This window comes from Pseudomonas sp. SJZ074 (genome assembly GCF_007828215.1).
Classification (GTDB): domain Bacteria; phylum Pseudomonadota; class Gammaproteobacteria; order Pseudomonadales; family Pseudomonadaceae; genus Aquipseudomonas.
This window is the reverse complement of sequence record NZ_VIUE01000019.1, coordinates 47,673-63,748: the sequence shown is the minus strand read 5'-3', so window position 1 is coordinate 63,748 and position 16,076 is coordinate 47,673. Positions and strand designations below refer to the sequence as shown.

General features: G+C 63.6%; 13 protein-coding genes and 1 pseudogene. 1 reads left to right on the top strand and 13 read right to left on the bottom strand.

Annotated features, from left to right (window positions below; all coding sequences use genetic code 11):
- Nucleotides 1-97: 97 nt before the first annotated feature.
- Nucleotides 98-1,012 (top strand): LysR substrate-binding domain-containing protein, encoded by a 915-nt coding sequence (locus FBX99_RS19125; RefSeq protein ID WP_144926246.1) that lies wholly within the window; start codon nucleotides 98-100, stop codon nucleotides 1,010-1,012.
- Nucleotides 1,013-1,132: 120 nt separating this feature from the next.
- On the opposite strand, the gene madM is transcribed toward FBX99_RS19125, so the two are convergent.
- From madM to FBX99_RS19045, 13 genes and pseudogenes are all read right to left on the bottom strand, one after another.
- On the bottom strand, nucleotides 1,133-1,897 hold the full coding sequence (gene madM / locus FBX99_RS19115) for a malonate transporter subunit MadM (protein WP_144926243.1): 765 nt from the start codon (nucleotides 1,895-1,897) through the stop codon (nucleotides 1,133-1,135).
- 5 nt (nucleotides 1,898-1,902) lie between these two features.
- Nucleotides 1,903-2,295, bottom strand: coding sequence for a malonate transporter subunit MadL (gene madL / locus FBX99_RS19110; RefSeq protein ID WP_092258223.1), 393 nt, complete (start codon nucleotides 2,293-2,295; stop codon nucleotides 1,903-1,905).
- Between the two features lie 66 nt (nucleotides 2,296-2,361).
- Complete coding sequence (mdcH, locus tag FBX99_RS19105) at nucleotides 2,362-3,282, bottom strand: malonate decarboxylase subunit epsilon (RefSeq protein ID WP_145132550.1); 921 nt, start codon at nucleotides 3,280-3,282, stop codon at nucleotides 2,362-2,364.
- Nucleotides 3,279-3,902 carry a malonate decarboxylase holo-ACP synthase gene (locus FBX99_RS19100; protein ID WP_178112002.1) on the bottom strand — a complete coding sequence of 208 codons (624 nt, stop codon included), beginning with the start codon at nucleotides 3,900-3,902 and terminating at the stop codon, nucleotides 3,279-3,281. The genes mdcH and FBX99_RS19100 overlap by 4 nt, the downstream gene beginning before the upstream one ends.
- Nucleotides 3,896-4,699: a biotin-independent malonate decarboxylase subunit gamma gene (gene mdcE / locus FBX99_RS19095; RefSeq protein ID WP_144926234.1), complete on the bottom strand. Its 804-nt coding sequence runs from the start codon at nucleotides 4,697-4,699 to the stop codon at nucleotides 3,896-3,898. Before mdcE ends, FBX99_RS19100 begins: the two co-directional genes overlap by 7 nt.
- The gene (locus tag FBX99_RS19090) at nucleotides 4,696-5,547 is read right to left on the bottom strand and encodes a biotin-independent malonate decarboxylase subunit beta (protein WP_145132548.1); all 852 of its coding nucleotides are present in this window, start codon (nucleotides 5,545-5,547) and stop codon (nucleotides 4,696-4,698) included. Before FBX99_RS19090 ends, mdcE begins: the two co-directional genes overlap by 4 nt.
- Nucleotides 5,540-5,839: a malonate decarboxylase subunit delta gene (locus FBX99_RS19085; RefSeq protein ID WP_003206454.1), complete on the bottom strand. Its 300-nt coding sequence runs from the start codon at nucleotides 5,837-5,839 to the stop codon at nucleotides 5,540-5,542. Before FBX99_RS19085 ends, FBX99_RS19090 begins: the two co-directional genes overlap by 8 nt.
- On the bottom strand, nucleotides 5,839-6,714 hold the full coding sequence (locus tag FBX99_RS19080) for a triphosphoribosyl-dephospho-CoA synthase (RefSeq protein WP_144926228.1): 876 nt from the start codon (nucleotides 6,712-6,714) through the stop codon (nucleotides 5,839-5,841). Before FBX99_RS19080 ends, FBX99_RS19085 begins: the two co-directional genes overlap by 1 nt.
- Nucleotides 6,715-8,385 (bottom strand): malonate decarboxylase subunit alpha, encoded by a 1,671-nt coding sequence (mdcA, locus tag FBX99_RS19075; protein WP_144926225.1) that lies wholly within the window; start codon nucleotides 8,383-8,385, stop codon nucleotides 6,715-6,717.
- A 398-nt stretch (nucleotides 8,386-8,783) separates the two neighbouring features.
- Nucleotides 8,784-9,033: pseudogene (locus FBX99_RS19060) on the bottom strand (hypothetical protein); the annotation flags it as partial.
- Nucleotides 9,027-9,617, bottom strand: coding sequence for a transcriptional regulator (locus FBX99_RS19055; protein ID WP_144926222.1), 591 nt, complete (start codon nucleotides 9,615-9,617; stop codon nucleotides 9,027-9,029). The gene FBX99_RS19055 and the pseudogene FBX99_RS19060, both read right to left, overlap by 7 nt.
- Nucleotides 9,618-9,632: 15 nt before the next feature.
- On the bottom strand, nucleotides 9,633-10,106 hold the full coding sequence (locus FBX99_RS19050) for a chemotaxis protein CheW (protein WP_144926219.1): 474 nt from the start codon (nucleotides 10,104-10,106) through the stop codon (nucleotides 9,633-9,635).
- Nucleotides 10,099-16,029, bottom strand: coding sequence for an Hpt domain-containing protein (locus tag FBX99_RS19045; protein WP_144926216.1), 5,931 nt, complete (start codon nucleotides 16,027-16,029; stop codon nucleotides 10,099-10,101). The genes FBX99_RS19050 and FBX99_RS19045 overlap by 8 nt, the downstream gene beginning before the upstream one ends.
- Nucleotides 16,030-16,076 lie beyond the last annotated feature (47 nt).

The following is a 16,076-nucleotide window of genomic DNA, read 5'->3' as shown; positions in this document are numbered from 1 at the left end:
ACCGGTGGCGAGGAGATTTATCCCCTCGCCACCGATTAACCCCTCCCAAAAGGGTCGATTGGGGCACAATCAAGCGACATGAATAAGAGCCCGCCCCATGCTGATCGACGAAGAATTGACCCTGAAGAAACTCGAGGTATTCCTGGCCTTCATGCGCACCGGCAACCTGGCGCGGGCGGCGGCGCAATTGCAGACCAGCAACGTCAGCGTGCACCGGGCCATTCATTCGTTGGAAAGCGCCCTGCGCTGCCCGCTGTTCAAGCACGAAGGCCGCAACCTCACACCGCTGGAAAGCGCCTATGTGCTGGAAGAACGCGCGCAGAAACTGATCCAGGACGTGGTCGAAAGCGTACGCCTGACCCGCGAAGCCGCCGGGTTCTCCGCCGAACGCTTCAAGCTGGGATCGCTGTACTCGCTGACGGTCAAGACCGTGCCGCAGTTGATCATGGGCCTGAAGATCCGTCGCAGCGAACTCAACATCGACCTGATCATGGGCTCGAACATCGACCTGTTGTACAAGCTCAAGAACATGGAAGTCGATGCCATCCTGGTGTCCCTGGACGACAGCGTCAACGACCCGGACTGCGAGCAGCTCGCGCTGTTTTCCGATGACATCTTCCTCGCCACACCAGCCGACTCACCCTTTGCCCAGCGCAGCGAAGTCGACCTGGCCGAGGTGCGCGACGAGACATTCATCACCCTGACCCAGGGGTTTGCCACGCATCAGGACGGGGTTCGGGTGTTCAAGCAGGCGGGGTTCGAGCCGAAGGTGGCGATGCAGGTCAACGACATCTTCACCCTGCTGAGCATGGTCAGCTCCGGGGTGGGCTATGCCTTGCTGCCGGGCCGGATTGCGGCGGTGTATGAAAACCGGGTGAAACTGATCCCGTTGCAGGAAAAGTACCGGTTGCAGCAGCACATCGGCGTGGTATTCCTCAAGGCCAAGGAACGGGATCCGAACCTGCTGGCGTTGCTTGCCGAATGCCGGATGTATGCCAATCGCCAGGCCTGAAATCGCGCCGCCCCCCATCGCGAGCAAGCTCGCCCCCACAAGGGATATGTGAACACCGATCCAATGTGGGGGCGAGCTTGCTCGCGATGAGGGCAACCCGCTCAGCGAAAGTCCAAAGCCCTACCCCATCAATCCCCGCATGATCAGGAACAGTAATGAAGGCCCCAGCAGGCACCCAAGCGCCGTATAGAACGCCGCCGTCAGGCAACCGTATGGCACCAGCTTAGGATCCGTCGCCGCCAGGCCACCGGCCACGCCGCTGGAGGTGCCCATCAGGCCACCGAAGATCACTGCGCTACGGGGATTATTCAGACCGATCATCGGCGCTACGAACGGCGTCGCCACCATCACCAGGATCGCCTTGATCAAACCGGCGGCAATGGACAACGCCATCACTTCGGAACTGGCACCGATAGCCGCTCCGGTCACCGGCCCGACGATATAGGTCACCGCTCCCGCGCCGATAGTGGTCAAGCTCACCGAGTCGGTATAACCGAAGGCCATCGCCACGCCGACACCGGCAATGAATGACGTACCTACACCGACGAACAACGCCAGCACGCCAACGAAACCGGCGCGTTTGAGTTCTTCGACGCTCACGCCGAACGCCGTGGCGACGATGGCGAAGTCCCGCAACATGGCACCACCCAGCAGCCCAATCCCAGACAGCAGCGGAATGTCCACCACACCCTTCTGTCCGCCAGTCATTGCCCCGCCGATGTAGGAGAGCACCAGCCCAAGCAGAATGGCGATGGCCGAGCCATGCAACCGGCCTTTGGTGAACGTACTACTGATCCAATAGGACACCCACATGGTGATGCCGACAATGGCGAAACCGCTGATCAGGCCGTAGCCGGTGATGACTTTCATCATGGATTCGTACATGGCAATCACCCGACCGTCTTAACGGAAACATCGGCATGGGAATCCTTGTTGCCAATGCGCACCAGCACCGGCACCAACGCAAAGGCGATCACCACTGCCAGGGTTCCGGCCAGGATCGCCATCGGCCCGCCCTTGAGCGCGCCGTAGACGTTTTGCTGCGCCGCCATCGCGACCACGATGGGAATGTAGACTGCGCTCCAAAACTCCACACCGGCCTCGGACTTGCCCTTGAACAGGCCGCGCTTGCTCAGATAGCTGCCCAGACCGATCAACAGCAGCATCGCAATGCCGACACCACCGACATTGGCCGGCACGCCAATCAATTTGCCCAGCAGCTCACCGATGAAAATACCCGCCAGGGTACAAAAGGCCAGAAACGCCACACCGTAAATAATCATTGTCGTAGTCCTCAAAGTGCATCGTCGAAGTTTTTGTTTTTGTGCTTCGTCAGCTTGAGTCGGTGTCTAGGGTTGGCGGCTTCCCTCCTCACGCAACAGCGCCTGCAAGGTATCGAGCCGGGCACCGTCGAAGGCAATGACGGTACCCTGCTCGAACACCCGGCGCGCCAGCCCGGTGAGTACCGCGCCGGGTGGCAGTTCGATCTGTAGCCGCACGCCACGCTCGTAGGCGCTTTGCACGGTGCCGCGCCAGTCGACGAGGCGGCACATGTTGAATGCCAGGTCGTCACGCAGCGCCTCAGCGCCGATCACCGGTCGGGCACGGCTGCCGCTGAGATAGCCCAGAGAGGGTACTTTCAACGGCACCTCGGCAAACGCCTGGGCCAATGTCCGTGCCGGAACCTCCAGCAGCGGGCAATGGGAGGGCACGCTCACCGCCAGCCGACAGGCTTTACCAGCGCCTTGTCGACGGGCCCGTTCAGCGACGAGGCCCATGGCTTCGTCGCTGCCGGCGATGACCACTTGGTTATCGGCGTTGATATTGGCCAGGTAGACCGGCGTTGCATCGCTGTGCACCTGGGCCAGCAACCCTTCCACTACGGCGAGGTCCAGGCCGATGATCGCGGTCATGCCGTAACCTTGTGGATAGGCCTGCTGCATCAGTTCGCCGCGCAGGCTGACCAGCCGCAGCGCATCCTCGAAGCCCAGCGCCCCGGCAACGACCGCCGCCGGATACGCACCGATGGACAACCCTGCCACATAATCCGGCGCGGGGGCTTGTTCAAGTAATCGGCGGGCCGCCGCCACGCCGGCGATCAGCAGGCACAGCTGCACGGCGCGGGTCGATTGCAACGCCCCGGCGCTGTCCAGTCGCAAGACGTCTTCACCGAGCACATCCCCCGCCTCTTCCAGAATCAGCGGCGCCAGCCCATGGAGCATGCCCACGCGCTGCGCACCCTGGCCGGGAAAGACGAAGAGACTGCTCACGCGACCTGCTCCATTGAAGGCTGCCAAGGATCGCTCACCAGCCGGGCCTGAACATTATCCTTGAGCAAGACCCGAGGCGACGCTCCCGCCCACTCGCGCAAGGCGACGCCGCCGCAGGGGGTTTGCAATTGCATATCCACGGCGCATGCCGAGCCGTCCAACTGCGCCAGCAACTCCCTGGCCTGAAGGCGATCCAGCGGTTGCGGCGTGCGCAGGATCAGGTCCAGGTCGCTGCGCTCATGCAGCACCTCGATACCGCTGGCCAGTTCGAACCCGGTGCTGCCACTGATGCCCCAGGTCCAACCGCTGGCGTCGAGCAACGGACGCAGCCGGGACAGCGCGTGCAAGGCCGGCAGGTCGCGACGGGATTCGACGTGACATAGGTCTTCGGGGCGCACCCGGCGTTTGATCGCCACCACCGGTATCGACGTGGCGTAACGTTGTTCCCGCGATTGCCCGCGCACGCCCACCGCAACGTATCCCGCAGCGCACATCGCCCTTCGCACCACCACCGGTTGCCCGAGACTCAAGGCTTCAACGGCCCAGGCCGGCGCATCCGCAGGCAACCGCTCCGGGGTCAGCCCCCAGAGCAGGTCGTGGGCCATGAGGTTGTTCACCACTGCGCGCTCAACAATTGGCGAACCGTGCTGGAGGCGGCCCGATGGGCCGCACCGAGGCGGCTGCGTAAGTCGCGAGGCGCAGTGGCAACATCACTGATCGCCTGTTGCAGACAATCGGTCACCCGCGCCAGATCAGCCGCCGTCGGTTGTTCGATCTGCTCCACCGACAACGTTTCCCACAGCAGGCCCAGGCTGGCAAAACTGTCGATGTCATAGGCCATCGGCGGCACGCTGGCGGCCAAGGTTTCAAGCTCTTCGACACTGCGCAAGGTCACCCGCGCCGCCGAGGCCTTGCCCATGGCGTGGACCATCACGCCCGGATCGCGCAGGGCGATCAGCCGGTTGGCCTGGTAGCCGTGGGCCAGGAACGCCCCCGACATCGCCTTGCCCACCAGCAAGCCAATCACCGGGTGCCCGGCCAGTCGCGCACGGGCATAGCTGTCCGCCGCGCCGGCCAAGGCCTGATGAATGCCCAGGGCTTCTTCGCGTCGGCCATAGGCCTGGCTCGGTACGTCGACAATGGCGATCAGTGGGCGCTTGGCAGGCGCATCGCGGTCGGCGGCAATGGCGTCATCCACCGCCTTGGCCAAGCCCCAGCCTTCCAGCAAGCCGACTTCGCCGTTGCGCGCCCGTGGGAAACGGTTGTCGGGATCGGCCACCACCGCCAGCAGGCGTACGGTTTGCTCGCCCAGGCGGACATCGGCGACTTTCAACGAAGCAGGCAAACCTTGTACCGCGCTGGCATCGCCACTCAAGGCTTCGAACCAGCGCAAACCTCTCAATGAATACGCACTCATGGGCGTTCTCCCTGATACAACTGACGAACCGCTGCCGGTTCGATTTGCACACCAGTGTCCAAGCGCGCCAAGCGCCGCAGGAACAGTTCGGCCTGGCCACTGCGGTGTTGCACGGGTACGCTCAAGTGCAGCAATTGGCTGACCTGCTGGCGGATCTGCGTCACATCGTCGGCCGCATAACGATCCACCAGCCCCGTGGCGAAACGCTGCTCGCCGCCCGTCAGGCTCCAGATGAACGGCCGGTCACGGGAGTCGTATTCGTCGAGGCCGGCTTCCTGTTCGATCACTTGCGGACCGTTCAGGCCCAGCCGCGCTTCCCGGGTCACCAGCAGATAGCTGCACAGCCCGGCGGCGATGGACATGCCGCCAAAGCAACCGACGCTGCCGGCCACCACGCCCACCACCGGCTGGTACTGACGCAAATCGACAATCGCTGAATGAATCTCGGCAATCGCCGCAAGCCCCAGGTTGGCCTCCTGCAACCGCACGCCACCGGTTTCCAGCAGCAGCACGGCGCGGGTCGGAATGCCTTTGCGGTTGTCTTCGGCGGCCAGTTCCAACGCACCGGCAATCTTCGCCCCGCCGACTTCGCCGAGGCTGCCGCCCTGGAACGCACCTTCAATGGCGGCGATCACCACGGGCAGGCCATCGAGCGAGCCTTTGGCGATCACCACGCCGTCGTCGCTTTGCGGCACCACGCCCTGACGCAACAGCCACGGCGACATGACCCGCTGGAACGGGTCGAGCAGTTCACGGAACGTGCCGTCATCGAGCAAGGCCTTGGCCCGCTGCCGGGCGCCGAGTTCGACGAAGCTGTGCTTATTGAGCAACGCTGCGCTGTCAGTCATGGCCGATCTCCTCGAAACCTTGCTCCAGTCGCAAGCGCACCACGCCAGGGGTGGCACCGAAATCATGGATGTCGATGGACAGGGCCGGTGGCGTCTGGCCGTCGAACATACGGGCAAACAGATGTTGCCAGCGTTGCTCGCTGCCATTGACCGAGGTCTGCACCTGGATGGTCAACTTGCCTGCCAGCCCTGGTTCGATCAGCACTTCCAGGTCGCCCGAGCCGACACAGCCCACCAGCGCCCGGCCTCGTGGCGGCTGCCCGGCGGGGAATTCAAAAGATAAGGTTTCCATCAGCACACTCCAGGGAAGAGACCGTCGCCGCGCTCGATACGATCGAGGAACAGACAGGCGGCGAGCAGGTCGGCAGCGCCGCCGGGCGAGGCATTCAAGGCAATCAGTTGTTGGTCCAGCGCGTGCAATTGACGACGACCACCCAGGCTGGCACTGCCACCGGCATCGAGCACCGCTCTGGCGCCCTGTTGCATGGCCTGCAAACCCGGCTTGCCAGCGCGGTAGAGCACGCAGGTGTCGGCCAGGGTGGTCATGATCGCCAGCAAGGCATCGAGCCGGGCGTTCTGTTCGCCCGCCCCCGCCGCGCGGCTGCGCTTGAGTTGCGGCAGGCCCAGACCGGTCACCGCCGGAAACGCCAGTTGCGCTTCTTCCCGGGCACCGCGCACGCCGTAGCGCTGGGTGACCTGGGCGCCGTGGCTCAAGGGTTGAGGCGCATAACGGTCGTTGAGCAAGGCCAGGCAGGCGGCACGCAAAGTAACGGCGCTGGCGACACTGGATTCAGGTTCCAGCGCCGCTGCCGCCACGAGCAAGCCCAAGGCCCAGATCGCGCCACGGTGGGTGTTCACGCCGCCCGTGGTGGCAAGCATCGCCGCTTCCCCCTCTCGGCCTATCCGCCCAAGGGCTTCACGCAATGGCAGGCCGATTTCGCCGCACTCAAGGGCGGCCTCGGCCATTTCCTTGAACGCCGGCCACAGCGACAGCGCCGACGCATGCATCAGGCCCAGGTGCAGGTCGGTGTGGGCGCCATTGCCGCGACGGTCCACCAAGGCCGGTTTAGGTGACAGGTCGGCTTCGTCGATCAGCGCATCCACCGCCATGTCCGCCAGACGTTCGGCCAAGGACAGTTTTTTCGGTTGCAGGTTGAAGGCGTGCATTTACCAGCTCCTGAACTTGGCGGGGGGGTTGTAGAGGCCACCGGACCATTCCACCAGATCGGCCACGCTCTTGGCCGCGAGCAACTCGCGGGTGGCGTCGGTGCGACGGATGCCGAGGTCTTCGGGCAAGGCGATCAACCCTTCGCGGCGCATGCGCGCGGTGTCTTTCGGATCATGGCGCAAACCGATGGCGGTGACCCCGGCCACGGCGGCGATCATCGCCTGGCGTTCTTCCAGGGAACGAGCCTTGTACAGGTAGGCGATGCCCTCTTCGGTCAGCAGGTGGGTGACGTCGTCGCCGTAGATCATGATTGGCGCCAGGGGCATGCCGGCTTTCTTCGCCACGTCCACCGCATCGAGGGTCTCGACGAAGGTCGGTTTGCCGCCCTCCTGGAACGTCTCGACCATTTGCACTACCAGCTTCTTGCCGCGTTCGAGCAACGGCGCCTCGCCATCGCCATGGCGCATGTCGAGCCAGGCCGGCGTGCCATGCCGGCGACCGCGCGGGTCGTGGCCCATGTTCGGCGCACCGCCGAATCCGGCCAAGCGGCCGCGGGTCACGGTGGAAGAATGGCCGTCACCGTCCACTTGCAGGGTGGCGCCGATGAACAGGTCCACCGCGTACTGCCCGGCCAGTTGGCAGACCATGCGGTTGGAGCGCAGCGAGCCATCGTGGCCAGTAAAAAACACGTCTGGCCGGGCGGCGATGTAATGCTCCATGCCCAGTTCGGTGCCGAAGCAATGCACGCTGTCGACCCAGCCGCTTTCAATGGCCGGAATCAGCGTCGGATGAGGATTGAGGGTCCAGTTACGGCAGATCTTGCCCTTCAGGCCGAGGGATTCGCCGTAGGTTGGCAGGATCAGCTCGATGGCGGCGGTGTTGAAGCCGATGCCGTGGTTGAGGGACTGGACGTTGTGTTTCTCGTAGATCCCACGGATCGCCATCATCGCCATCAACACGTGTACAGGCTTGATGTGACGCGGGTCGCGGGTGAACAGCGGTTCGATGTAGAACGGCTTGTCGGCCACCACCACGAAGTCCACCCAGGACGCTGGAATGTCCACGCGTGGCAGGTCGCTGACGTCATCCACCAACTGGTTGACCTGGACAATGACAATCCCGTCGCTGAAAGCCGCCGGCTCGATCAGCGCCGGCGTGTCTTCGGTGCTGGGGCCGGTGTAGATGTTGCCGGCGCGGTCGGCCATGAAACCGGCCGAGAGCACCACGTTGGGAATCAGGTCCACCACCAGCCGGGCGTAGAGTTCGATGTAGGTGTGGATCGCGCCGACTTCCAGCAGGCCATCTTCCAGCAACTGGCTGATGCGCAGGCTCTGGGTGCCGGCGAAGGAGAAATCGAGTTTACGGGCAATACCGCGTTCGAACAGGTCCAGGTGCTCGGAGCGGCCGACGCTGGGCATGATCATGTGCAGATCGTGCAGCTTCGAAGGATCGGCCTTGGCCAGGGAACGCGAGAGGAAATCCGCCTGCTTCTGGTTGTTGCCTTCCAGCACCACTCGGTCGCCGGGCTCTATCAAGACCTGCAATGCCTCGACGATCCGGTCGGTGGGCAATACCACGCCATCGACCATGCCCTTCACCTGTTCGAGACGCCGCTGCTTTTCGCCGCGCCGCCGCGTCCAGCGCGAGTCGGGGGATATTGTTGTTGTCATGACCACTCCACGGGTTCGCTGTCGTGGGGGTTACCTTAGGAGTGATGAGGAGAGGACATCAATCAAGCTGGACGGCGGATCGTTACGCTTGGAGTAATGGTTGAAAGGAATCTGTATTCCGCATGGCGCGAGCTCTGTGGGAGCGGGCTTGCTCGCGAAAGCGGCGGTTCAGCCTGCATCGGTGCAGAATGGACAACCGCCTTCGCGGGCAAGCCCGGCTCCCACAAGTTCTGTGGTGTTCACAAAAGTAACGTCCACCGTCAATCCCTTGTGGGAGCGAGCCTGCTCGCGATGGCGGTGGGTCAGTCTGCATATGCTCTGAATGGGCCTCCGCTATCGCGAGCAGGCTCGCTCCCACAGGGTTGTGGTGGACTCAGATTCTGCGGCTTGCGTCAGGATCAGCAGATGTCCATCAGTCGCCGGACCCGCTCCAGAAGTTCCACAGCATTCTCAAATCAGTTGAGCGAGAAGCCCATGATCTTCATCCATATAGCCTTCGTATTCGGCAAGATTGCGCCGCTCATGGCAAAGCGCAAATATGCGGACCTGAAGCTTGCTGGCATCTGCCGTGTGAATCAGGCATTGAAAAACCAGATAACGCTTGTCCGAACGATAACCGCTCAAGCGCAGTGCCGTGAGCGTCAGAGCACCAAAGGGTCTTCACCCAGCAAGCTGATCTTGTCCTGTTGCGCTACTCGCGTCACGAAGCTGTTGCCAGCTGCGAATTTTGCGGCCCAGTCCTGAGGCGTGTAGAGCGTAGGGTTAAGAGGACGGCCCAGTTGCTCTTCCAGGGGCATAAGCCGCTCCATCACCTCACTGTAGTGCAGCCCATCGCCGATCAGCATGAGATCTATGTCACTGGATGCGTTTGCCTGATCCTTGGCGATAGAGCCGTAGACGAACGCCCATCTCAGCTGTCTGGAAAAAGGTTCCAATGCCTGGCGAATTGGCTCGGCCAGACCGATGGTCTTGCGAACGATGCCCAGCAGTTCAGCGTAAATAGGGCAGCGTGTATTGGCTTGATAGTGGGTTTGGTTACCTTGACGAGTCATCGTCAAAACACCCGAATTCTGCAAGCGCTCCAGCTCGCGCATCAGACTGCCTTTGCCCACTTGAGCCCTGCGAGCAATCTCATTGGTGTAGAAACTCTGTTCCGGTTTCCCGAACAACAAACTCAGGATCCGTTGCTGGGTTACGGTAAACAATGCATCGCTGAGAGAGAGATGATCCATGGGACTTATCAAGTCTTAAGGCCTTGCGGAGGGGCTAATGAGTCCGGCGGCGATTACCAACTCCTCCAACGCCAGTAAATCCGGCACCTTCGCCACATGCTCCCCCACCTGCACCGCCGCCTGCTCCAGCCCGCACAGCGGCACGTCGACGTAGCTCAATTGGCTATCAAGCTTGTAGGAGCGCGGAATGCCCTGCACCAGCAGGGCGATGAATTTCAGTTCCGCGCGACCGCCCAGGGCATTGAGCACGGCGATGCGGGCGCGCTCGCCGATCACGGTTTTCTGGTCGCAGGCCGACTCGAAGCTCAACAACGGGATCTGCCGTTCACGCCAGCTGACCCAGCCCAGGAACCACGGCGGAGTGTCCATATCGAAGGTGCCGCGCTGATAGTCGATCAGCTCGGCCACGGCCACGTTGGGCAGCACCAGATGCCGGTCGGCCAGGGGTAACAGCAGCCCGGTCAGGTAACGGGTACGGTGGTCATGCATCGGTCTTGCTCCAGTGGGCGATGCTCTCGAGCAGCACGGACTCCTGATAGGGCTTGCCCAGGTAGTCGTTGACGCCGATGGCCATGGCCCGGTCGCGGTGTTTCTGGCCGGTGCGGGAGGTGATCATGATGATCGGCAGGTGCGCCAGGCGCGGGTCGTTGCGCACTTGCGTCGCCACTTCGAAGCCGTCCATGCGGGGCATTTCGATGTCCAGCAGCATCAGGTCCGGGGTATGTTCGCTCAGCAGCGCCATGGCATCCACGCCGTCCTTGGCGGTCAGGACGTGCATGCCATGGCGCTCCAACAGGCGGCTAGTGACCTTGCGGACCGTCACCGAGTCGTCCACCACCAGCACCAGTAACGGCCGTTGATGCTCGCCCTCGCCTTCGGTCAGTACCGGCCGACGTGGGACCTGGCTGGGCATGGCGCGCAGCGGCGCCAACAGGTCGAGAATCAGCACCACCCGGCCGTCACCGAGGATGGTTGCGCCAGACAGGCCCTGCACCGCCGAGAATTGTGGGCCGAGGCTTTTGACCACGATCTCCCGGGTTCCGACGGTGGCATCCACCTGCACCGCAACATGCCGTTCGTTGCACTGCACCAGCAACAGCGGCAAGGGCTGGCTCTGGCCCAGCAGTTTCGGCCGGGGCGCGGTTTTCAGCAGCTCGCCCAGGTAGCACAACTCATACCGCTGCCCGGCGTAGCTGTAGGTCGGTGGATCGAGCTGGTAATAAGCCTCCAGCTCGGCGGGCAGCACCCGCACGATGCTTTCGATGGTATTCAAGGGGATCGCGTACTGGTCTTCGTGACATTGCACCATCAAGGCCCGGTTGACCGACACGGTAAAGGGCAGGCGGATGCGGAAATGCACACCCTGCCCCGGGGTCGAGTCGATGACCATGCTGCCGCCCAGTTGCCGCACTTCTTCGTGGACCACGTCCATGCCGACGCCGCGCCCGGAAATCTGGGTGATTTTCTCGGCGGTGGAGAACCCCGGCTGCAGGATGAACTGCAACACGTCGCGGTCGCTGATGTCACTGTCCGGTGCCAGCAACCCGCGCTTGATCGCCTTGCGCCGCACCGCGTCCAGCGGCACGCCGGCGCCGTCGTCGCGGATGTCGAAGACGATGTCGCCACCTTCCCGGGACAGGTCGAGGCTGATACGTCCACGGGCCGGTTTGCCTGCGGCAATGCGCACGTCGGCCGGTTCCAGGCCATGATCGACGGCATTGCGCAGCATGTGTTCCAACGGCGCGGCCATGCGCTCCAGCACGTTGCGATCCATCTCGCCTTCGGCGTTATCGACGACAAACTCCACATCCTTGCCCAGCTCCTGGGCCACTTGCCGGACGATGCGCTGGAGCCGCGGCACCATGCGCTCGAACGGCACCATGCGCGTGCGCATCAGGCCTTCCTGGAGCCGGGTATTGATGCGCCGCTGTTGCTGCAGCAGGGTCTCGGCATCATGGTTGCTGCGGTCCAGGGTTTCCTTGAGATCGAGCAAGTCCGAGGCGGACTCGAACAGCGCCCTGGACAACTGCTGTAATTGGGAATGCCGGTCCATCTCCAGCGGGTCGAATTCTTCGTAGCCCAGGCGCTCGGCTTCCACTTGCTGGCGACTGAGGATCCGCCCCTGGGTTTCGGTGTCCAGCCGTCGCAACTGGTCGCGCATGCGCTCGATGGTGGTTTCCATCTCGTTCAGGGCCACCTGTGCGTCGTTGACTTGCTGTTCGATTCGGCCACGGAAGATCGAGGTTTCCCCGGCCAGGTTCACCAGGTCGTCCAGCAGTTCGGCGGACACCTTGACCATGTCCGCACCGTCGCCCGATGCACCTGGCTCGGGCTTGACGGCCACGGGCGTCGTGGCCGCCGCGGGCATGACCGGGGCCACGGCGGGCGACGGAGCCGGCGTAGTGCTGTCCTGCGGGTGGTTGACCGCCTGGATCTGCGCAATCAGCCGGTCCGCCGGCGGGCACGCCAGGCCGGCCCGTACGGCATCGAGCATGTGGGCCAGGCGGTCATGACTGCTCTGCAGCAGGTCGAACAGCGCCGGCGTCGGTTGCAACAGGCCTGCGGACAAACCTTCGTAGAGGTTTTCCAGCTCATGGGCCAGGTCACCTATGGGCCCGATCTCCACCATCCGCGCACCGCCCTTGAGGGTGTGCAGGTCCCGCAGCAGGGTTTCCACCGCCTGGCGATTCGACGGTTCAGCCTGCCAACGCAGCAAAGCCGCGCCGGAGCTGTCGAGGATGTCGAAACCTTCTTCCAGGAAGATTTCCAGCAGCTCGGGATCATGGCCAGCGGCATCGCCCGGGATCGACCCGGCGCCTTCGATGGCGTTCGGCTTGTCCTGACGGAACCGGCGGATGGCGTCGATCAACGAAACCGGATCGCCCAAGGTCTGGCCCTGCTGCAATTGTCCGAGCAACAGGTCGAGGCGCTCGTGGCTGCTGTTGAGCAGGTGAGCCAGCTCATCGCTGTGGCTGTAGCGGCGATCCACCAGGCCTTCGTAGAGATTTTCCAATTCCTGGGCCAGATCGCTGATCGGCCGGATATCGGCCATCCGTGCGCCGCCCTTGAGGGTGTGCAGGTCCCGTTGCAACGAGGACAGCGGCGCGCTGTTGTCCGGGTCCGCCAGCCAGCGGTGCAGGGCCTGGGCCGCGCTCTCCAGGATGTCCTGGGCCTCTTCGAGGAAGATCGAGGTGATGTCGTCGCCCATCGACGTGTCAGCGGGTACGTCGCGTTCGAGTTCGGCGGTTGCATGACCCAGCTCGCGGATGCTCAAGGTACGGCTGCCATCGCTGCGGATCAGGCCGGTGGCCGACGGGTCGAGACCGCCCTCGAGCAACGCGTGCAGGGCCTTTACCCGCTCGGGCCGTGGATGCACGTGCTGACCGGCCGCCAACTCATCGAGCATGTCGATCAGCGCTTCGTGGGCTTGTTGCGCCTGCTGGAAAAATTCGTCGCTGACCGCCAGGCTGCTTTCTTCCACGGCGCCATAGAGATCGAGCAAGGCTTCGCAGAGCTCATCCACTGGCTGCAGATCGGCCAGGTGCGCCCCTTCGCCGAGGGTCGTCAACTCATCCAGCAACGCGCTTAATTCCTGGCCCTGGCCGGGGTGCTGCTGCCAGCGTTGCAGCAGGTTTTCGGCGTCCAGCAGGATATCCATGCCCTGGGCGAGAAAATCGTTGATCAGTTGCGGGTCGCGCTTGTTCCGCGCGCCATTGTCCGAGGTACCGCTGACCGCCTGCAAGCGCTCGGCCAACAGGGCCTGGGTACGTTGGATCAGGTCCGCAGCCCCGGGGATGGGCGCCAGCGGATCGCTGTGCAGCTGGCGCAGCCCCAGGCGCAGCAGGCCTTCGGCCTCCAGCAGGCACTCGACTTCATCCAGGTCGAGGGCAATCAGGTGCACCCTGTATTCTCGGGCAAGTCGGTCCATCGCCCCGGCCAGCTCGGCAATTGGCAACACGCCGGCCATCGATGCGCTGCCCTTGAGGGTGTGCAGGGCGCGCTGCAATTCATCGCTGGCCTGCAAGGGCAGGTGTTCGGCGGCCTGGTCGAGAAAACGGTTGAGGCCGGCGAGATGCCCCTGGGCTTCCTTGTCGAAGATCTTCAACAGCAGCGGGTCGAGGGCAGCCACGTCCCCCTGGTCTTCATCGAGCTCATCGCTGCCCTTGGCCAGGGCGTGCGCGCGTGCGGCCAAGCGGTCGACATCGTCACGCTGACGCTGGAGATGGGCGGCAAAATCAGCGACCAGCGCGGGCAGCAGCCGAACCGTGTCGTCCACCAGTTGCAGGACCGTAGCACTCGGCTCGACACTGCGCTCCAGCACCCGGTTGAGCAGGTTCTCCACCGCCCAGGCCAGTTCACCCAGCACCAGCGCCCGGACCATGCGGCCGCTGCCCTTGAGCGTGTGGAAGGCCCGGCGTACTTCGACCAGGGCGACCTGGTCAGCGGGTTGAGCGGCCCAGCGCGGCAGGTACTCGTGCAGCACCTCCAGCACTTCGCCGGTTTCTTCGAGGAAGACCTCGCGCAACTCTTCGTCCACCGGATGCTCATCCACCGGAGGCGGCAGCAGACTGCCCGGCGTGTTCCTGGCTGGCGGATTGACCGCCGAGACCGGGCTGGCCAGCATGTCGGCAAGGGACTGCACGGTCTGTGGATCATTCAGTTCCTGCAAGTCCTGCATGACCTGGGCTTCGTTGGGACTCAGCACGTCATCGAGCAACGGCACCCGGGCTTCGTCCGGAAGATAGCCGAGCGCGGCCAGGCTCCCCTCGACCCCATCCAACAGCGGCTCGTCCGGTGTTTCCGGGTCTTCGCTCAAGCGCTCCAGGTAGTATTCAAGGCCGGTGATCACGTCGGCCAGGTGGTCGAGCTCTTCCCAATCCGGTCGGGCCTGGCCCAGCAGCAAGTGGTCACGGATGAATCCGTTGCAAGCCTCCACCAGGCCGGCAGCGCGAGTCAGGGGGATCATCGCCAATGCACCGCGGACCTGGGTCAACAGGGTCGGCAGGGTCTGTAATTGCTCGCTGTTCCAGTCGGCGTCGATGTAGTCGACGATCATGTCCTTGGCCTGTTGGAGACAGGTGTGGGCCTCTTTGATGACGATCTGGTGGATCTGGGTCAGGTCGGTGGTGGGCAGTTGGCTGTCCTCGCGACTTTCAGGCTCGACGGTGCCGACCATGCCGGCGAGGTTGGCCTCGACATAGAGCAAGGCACCGGCAACGTCCATGAGGGTAGCGTCGTCGGGCTCGCGCTGGCCTTGGGAGAGGCTCAGCACCACCGCCAGTTGATCGATGATGACCTTGCGCGGCTGGCCGAAACCGAGCACCGCCAGGGTATCTGCAATCTGCCGCAGGGGCGCCAGCAGGCTGTCCAGCTCCGAGGCGTGCTGGCGGTCGCTGCGCACGAACAGGTCCAGCCGCTCCTTGACCCGCACCAGCTCCTCGCAGAGTGCGGTGAGCACCGAGCGCATGGCATCGCGGTCGGGCCCGGCCAGGCGCGCACGTTCTTCGTCGAGCATGGCGCTGTCAGGCAGCGCGTCGTCCAGTGAGTAGCGTTCTTTCATGATCTGCATCTGCCCGCTGGGATGTTCGGCCTTGGCAATATAGAACAACAAGCTCTTGAGCAGGTGCGGCGGTGCCGGTTGATTGATGCCGGGCATGCCCTGGTCGAGCAGGCGCTTGAGTTCCTTGTCGGCTTCCTTGAACAGACTGCGCAAGGCCGGGCTGTTGGCGATGCGCCCGTCACGCATGCCTTCTACCAGCGCCGACGCCACCTGCCACAGGGCATTGAGCGGCGCCCCGGCGCACAGTCCTTCCAGACGATGGAAGACCTTGGCCAGGTAACCGAGATGGGTGGCGTCATCCTGCTCGCGCAACAGGCCCACCAGAGCCACTTGCAAGGTCTGACGCAATTTGCGCAAGGTGCCGGGCAGGTCCGCCGGCTCGAGCCGCTTCAGAGCCGCATCGCCGAGGGGCGCGATATCGGGCAACTCCGGGCTGAACAGGCTGGTTTCCGATAACAGGCTTTCGCCTCGGGCACTGCGCAGGTCGTTGATCAGCGGCAAGACCACGAGTGGCAGGTCGCGGCGGGCCCCCTGGATGCGATCCAGGTACATCGGCAGTTGTCCCGAGGCCTGGCTCAACAGACTGATGGCTTCGTCGCGGTGGGCAATACGGTTGTTCTGCAGGGCGACGCACAGGTGCTCCATTTCTTCGGCCAACAACGCCGCGCCATAGAACTCGACCATCTGCAAGCCACCATGCACCTGGTGAATGCAGGCCAGGCATTGTTCAAGGGCATCCACCGCCTGCGGGTCATCCACCAGCCGGTTGAGGGCCAGATGGGCCTGCTTCAGCGTTTCGGCAATCTCGCCCTTGACCCATTCCAGGGCTACGTAGTCGTGCCGATCACCCATAACCACTCCAATCAACAGTCATATGCCAAGGGGTTGGGTAACCCTGT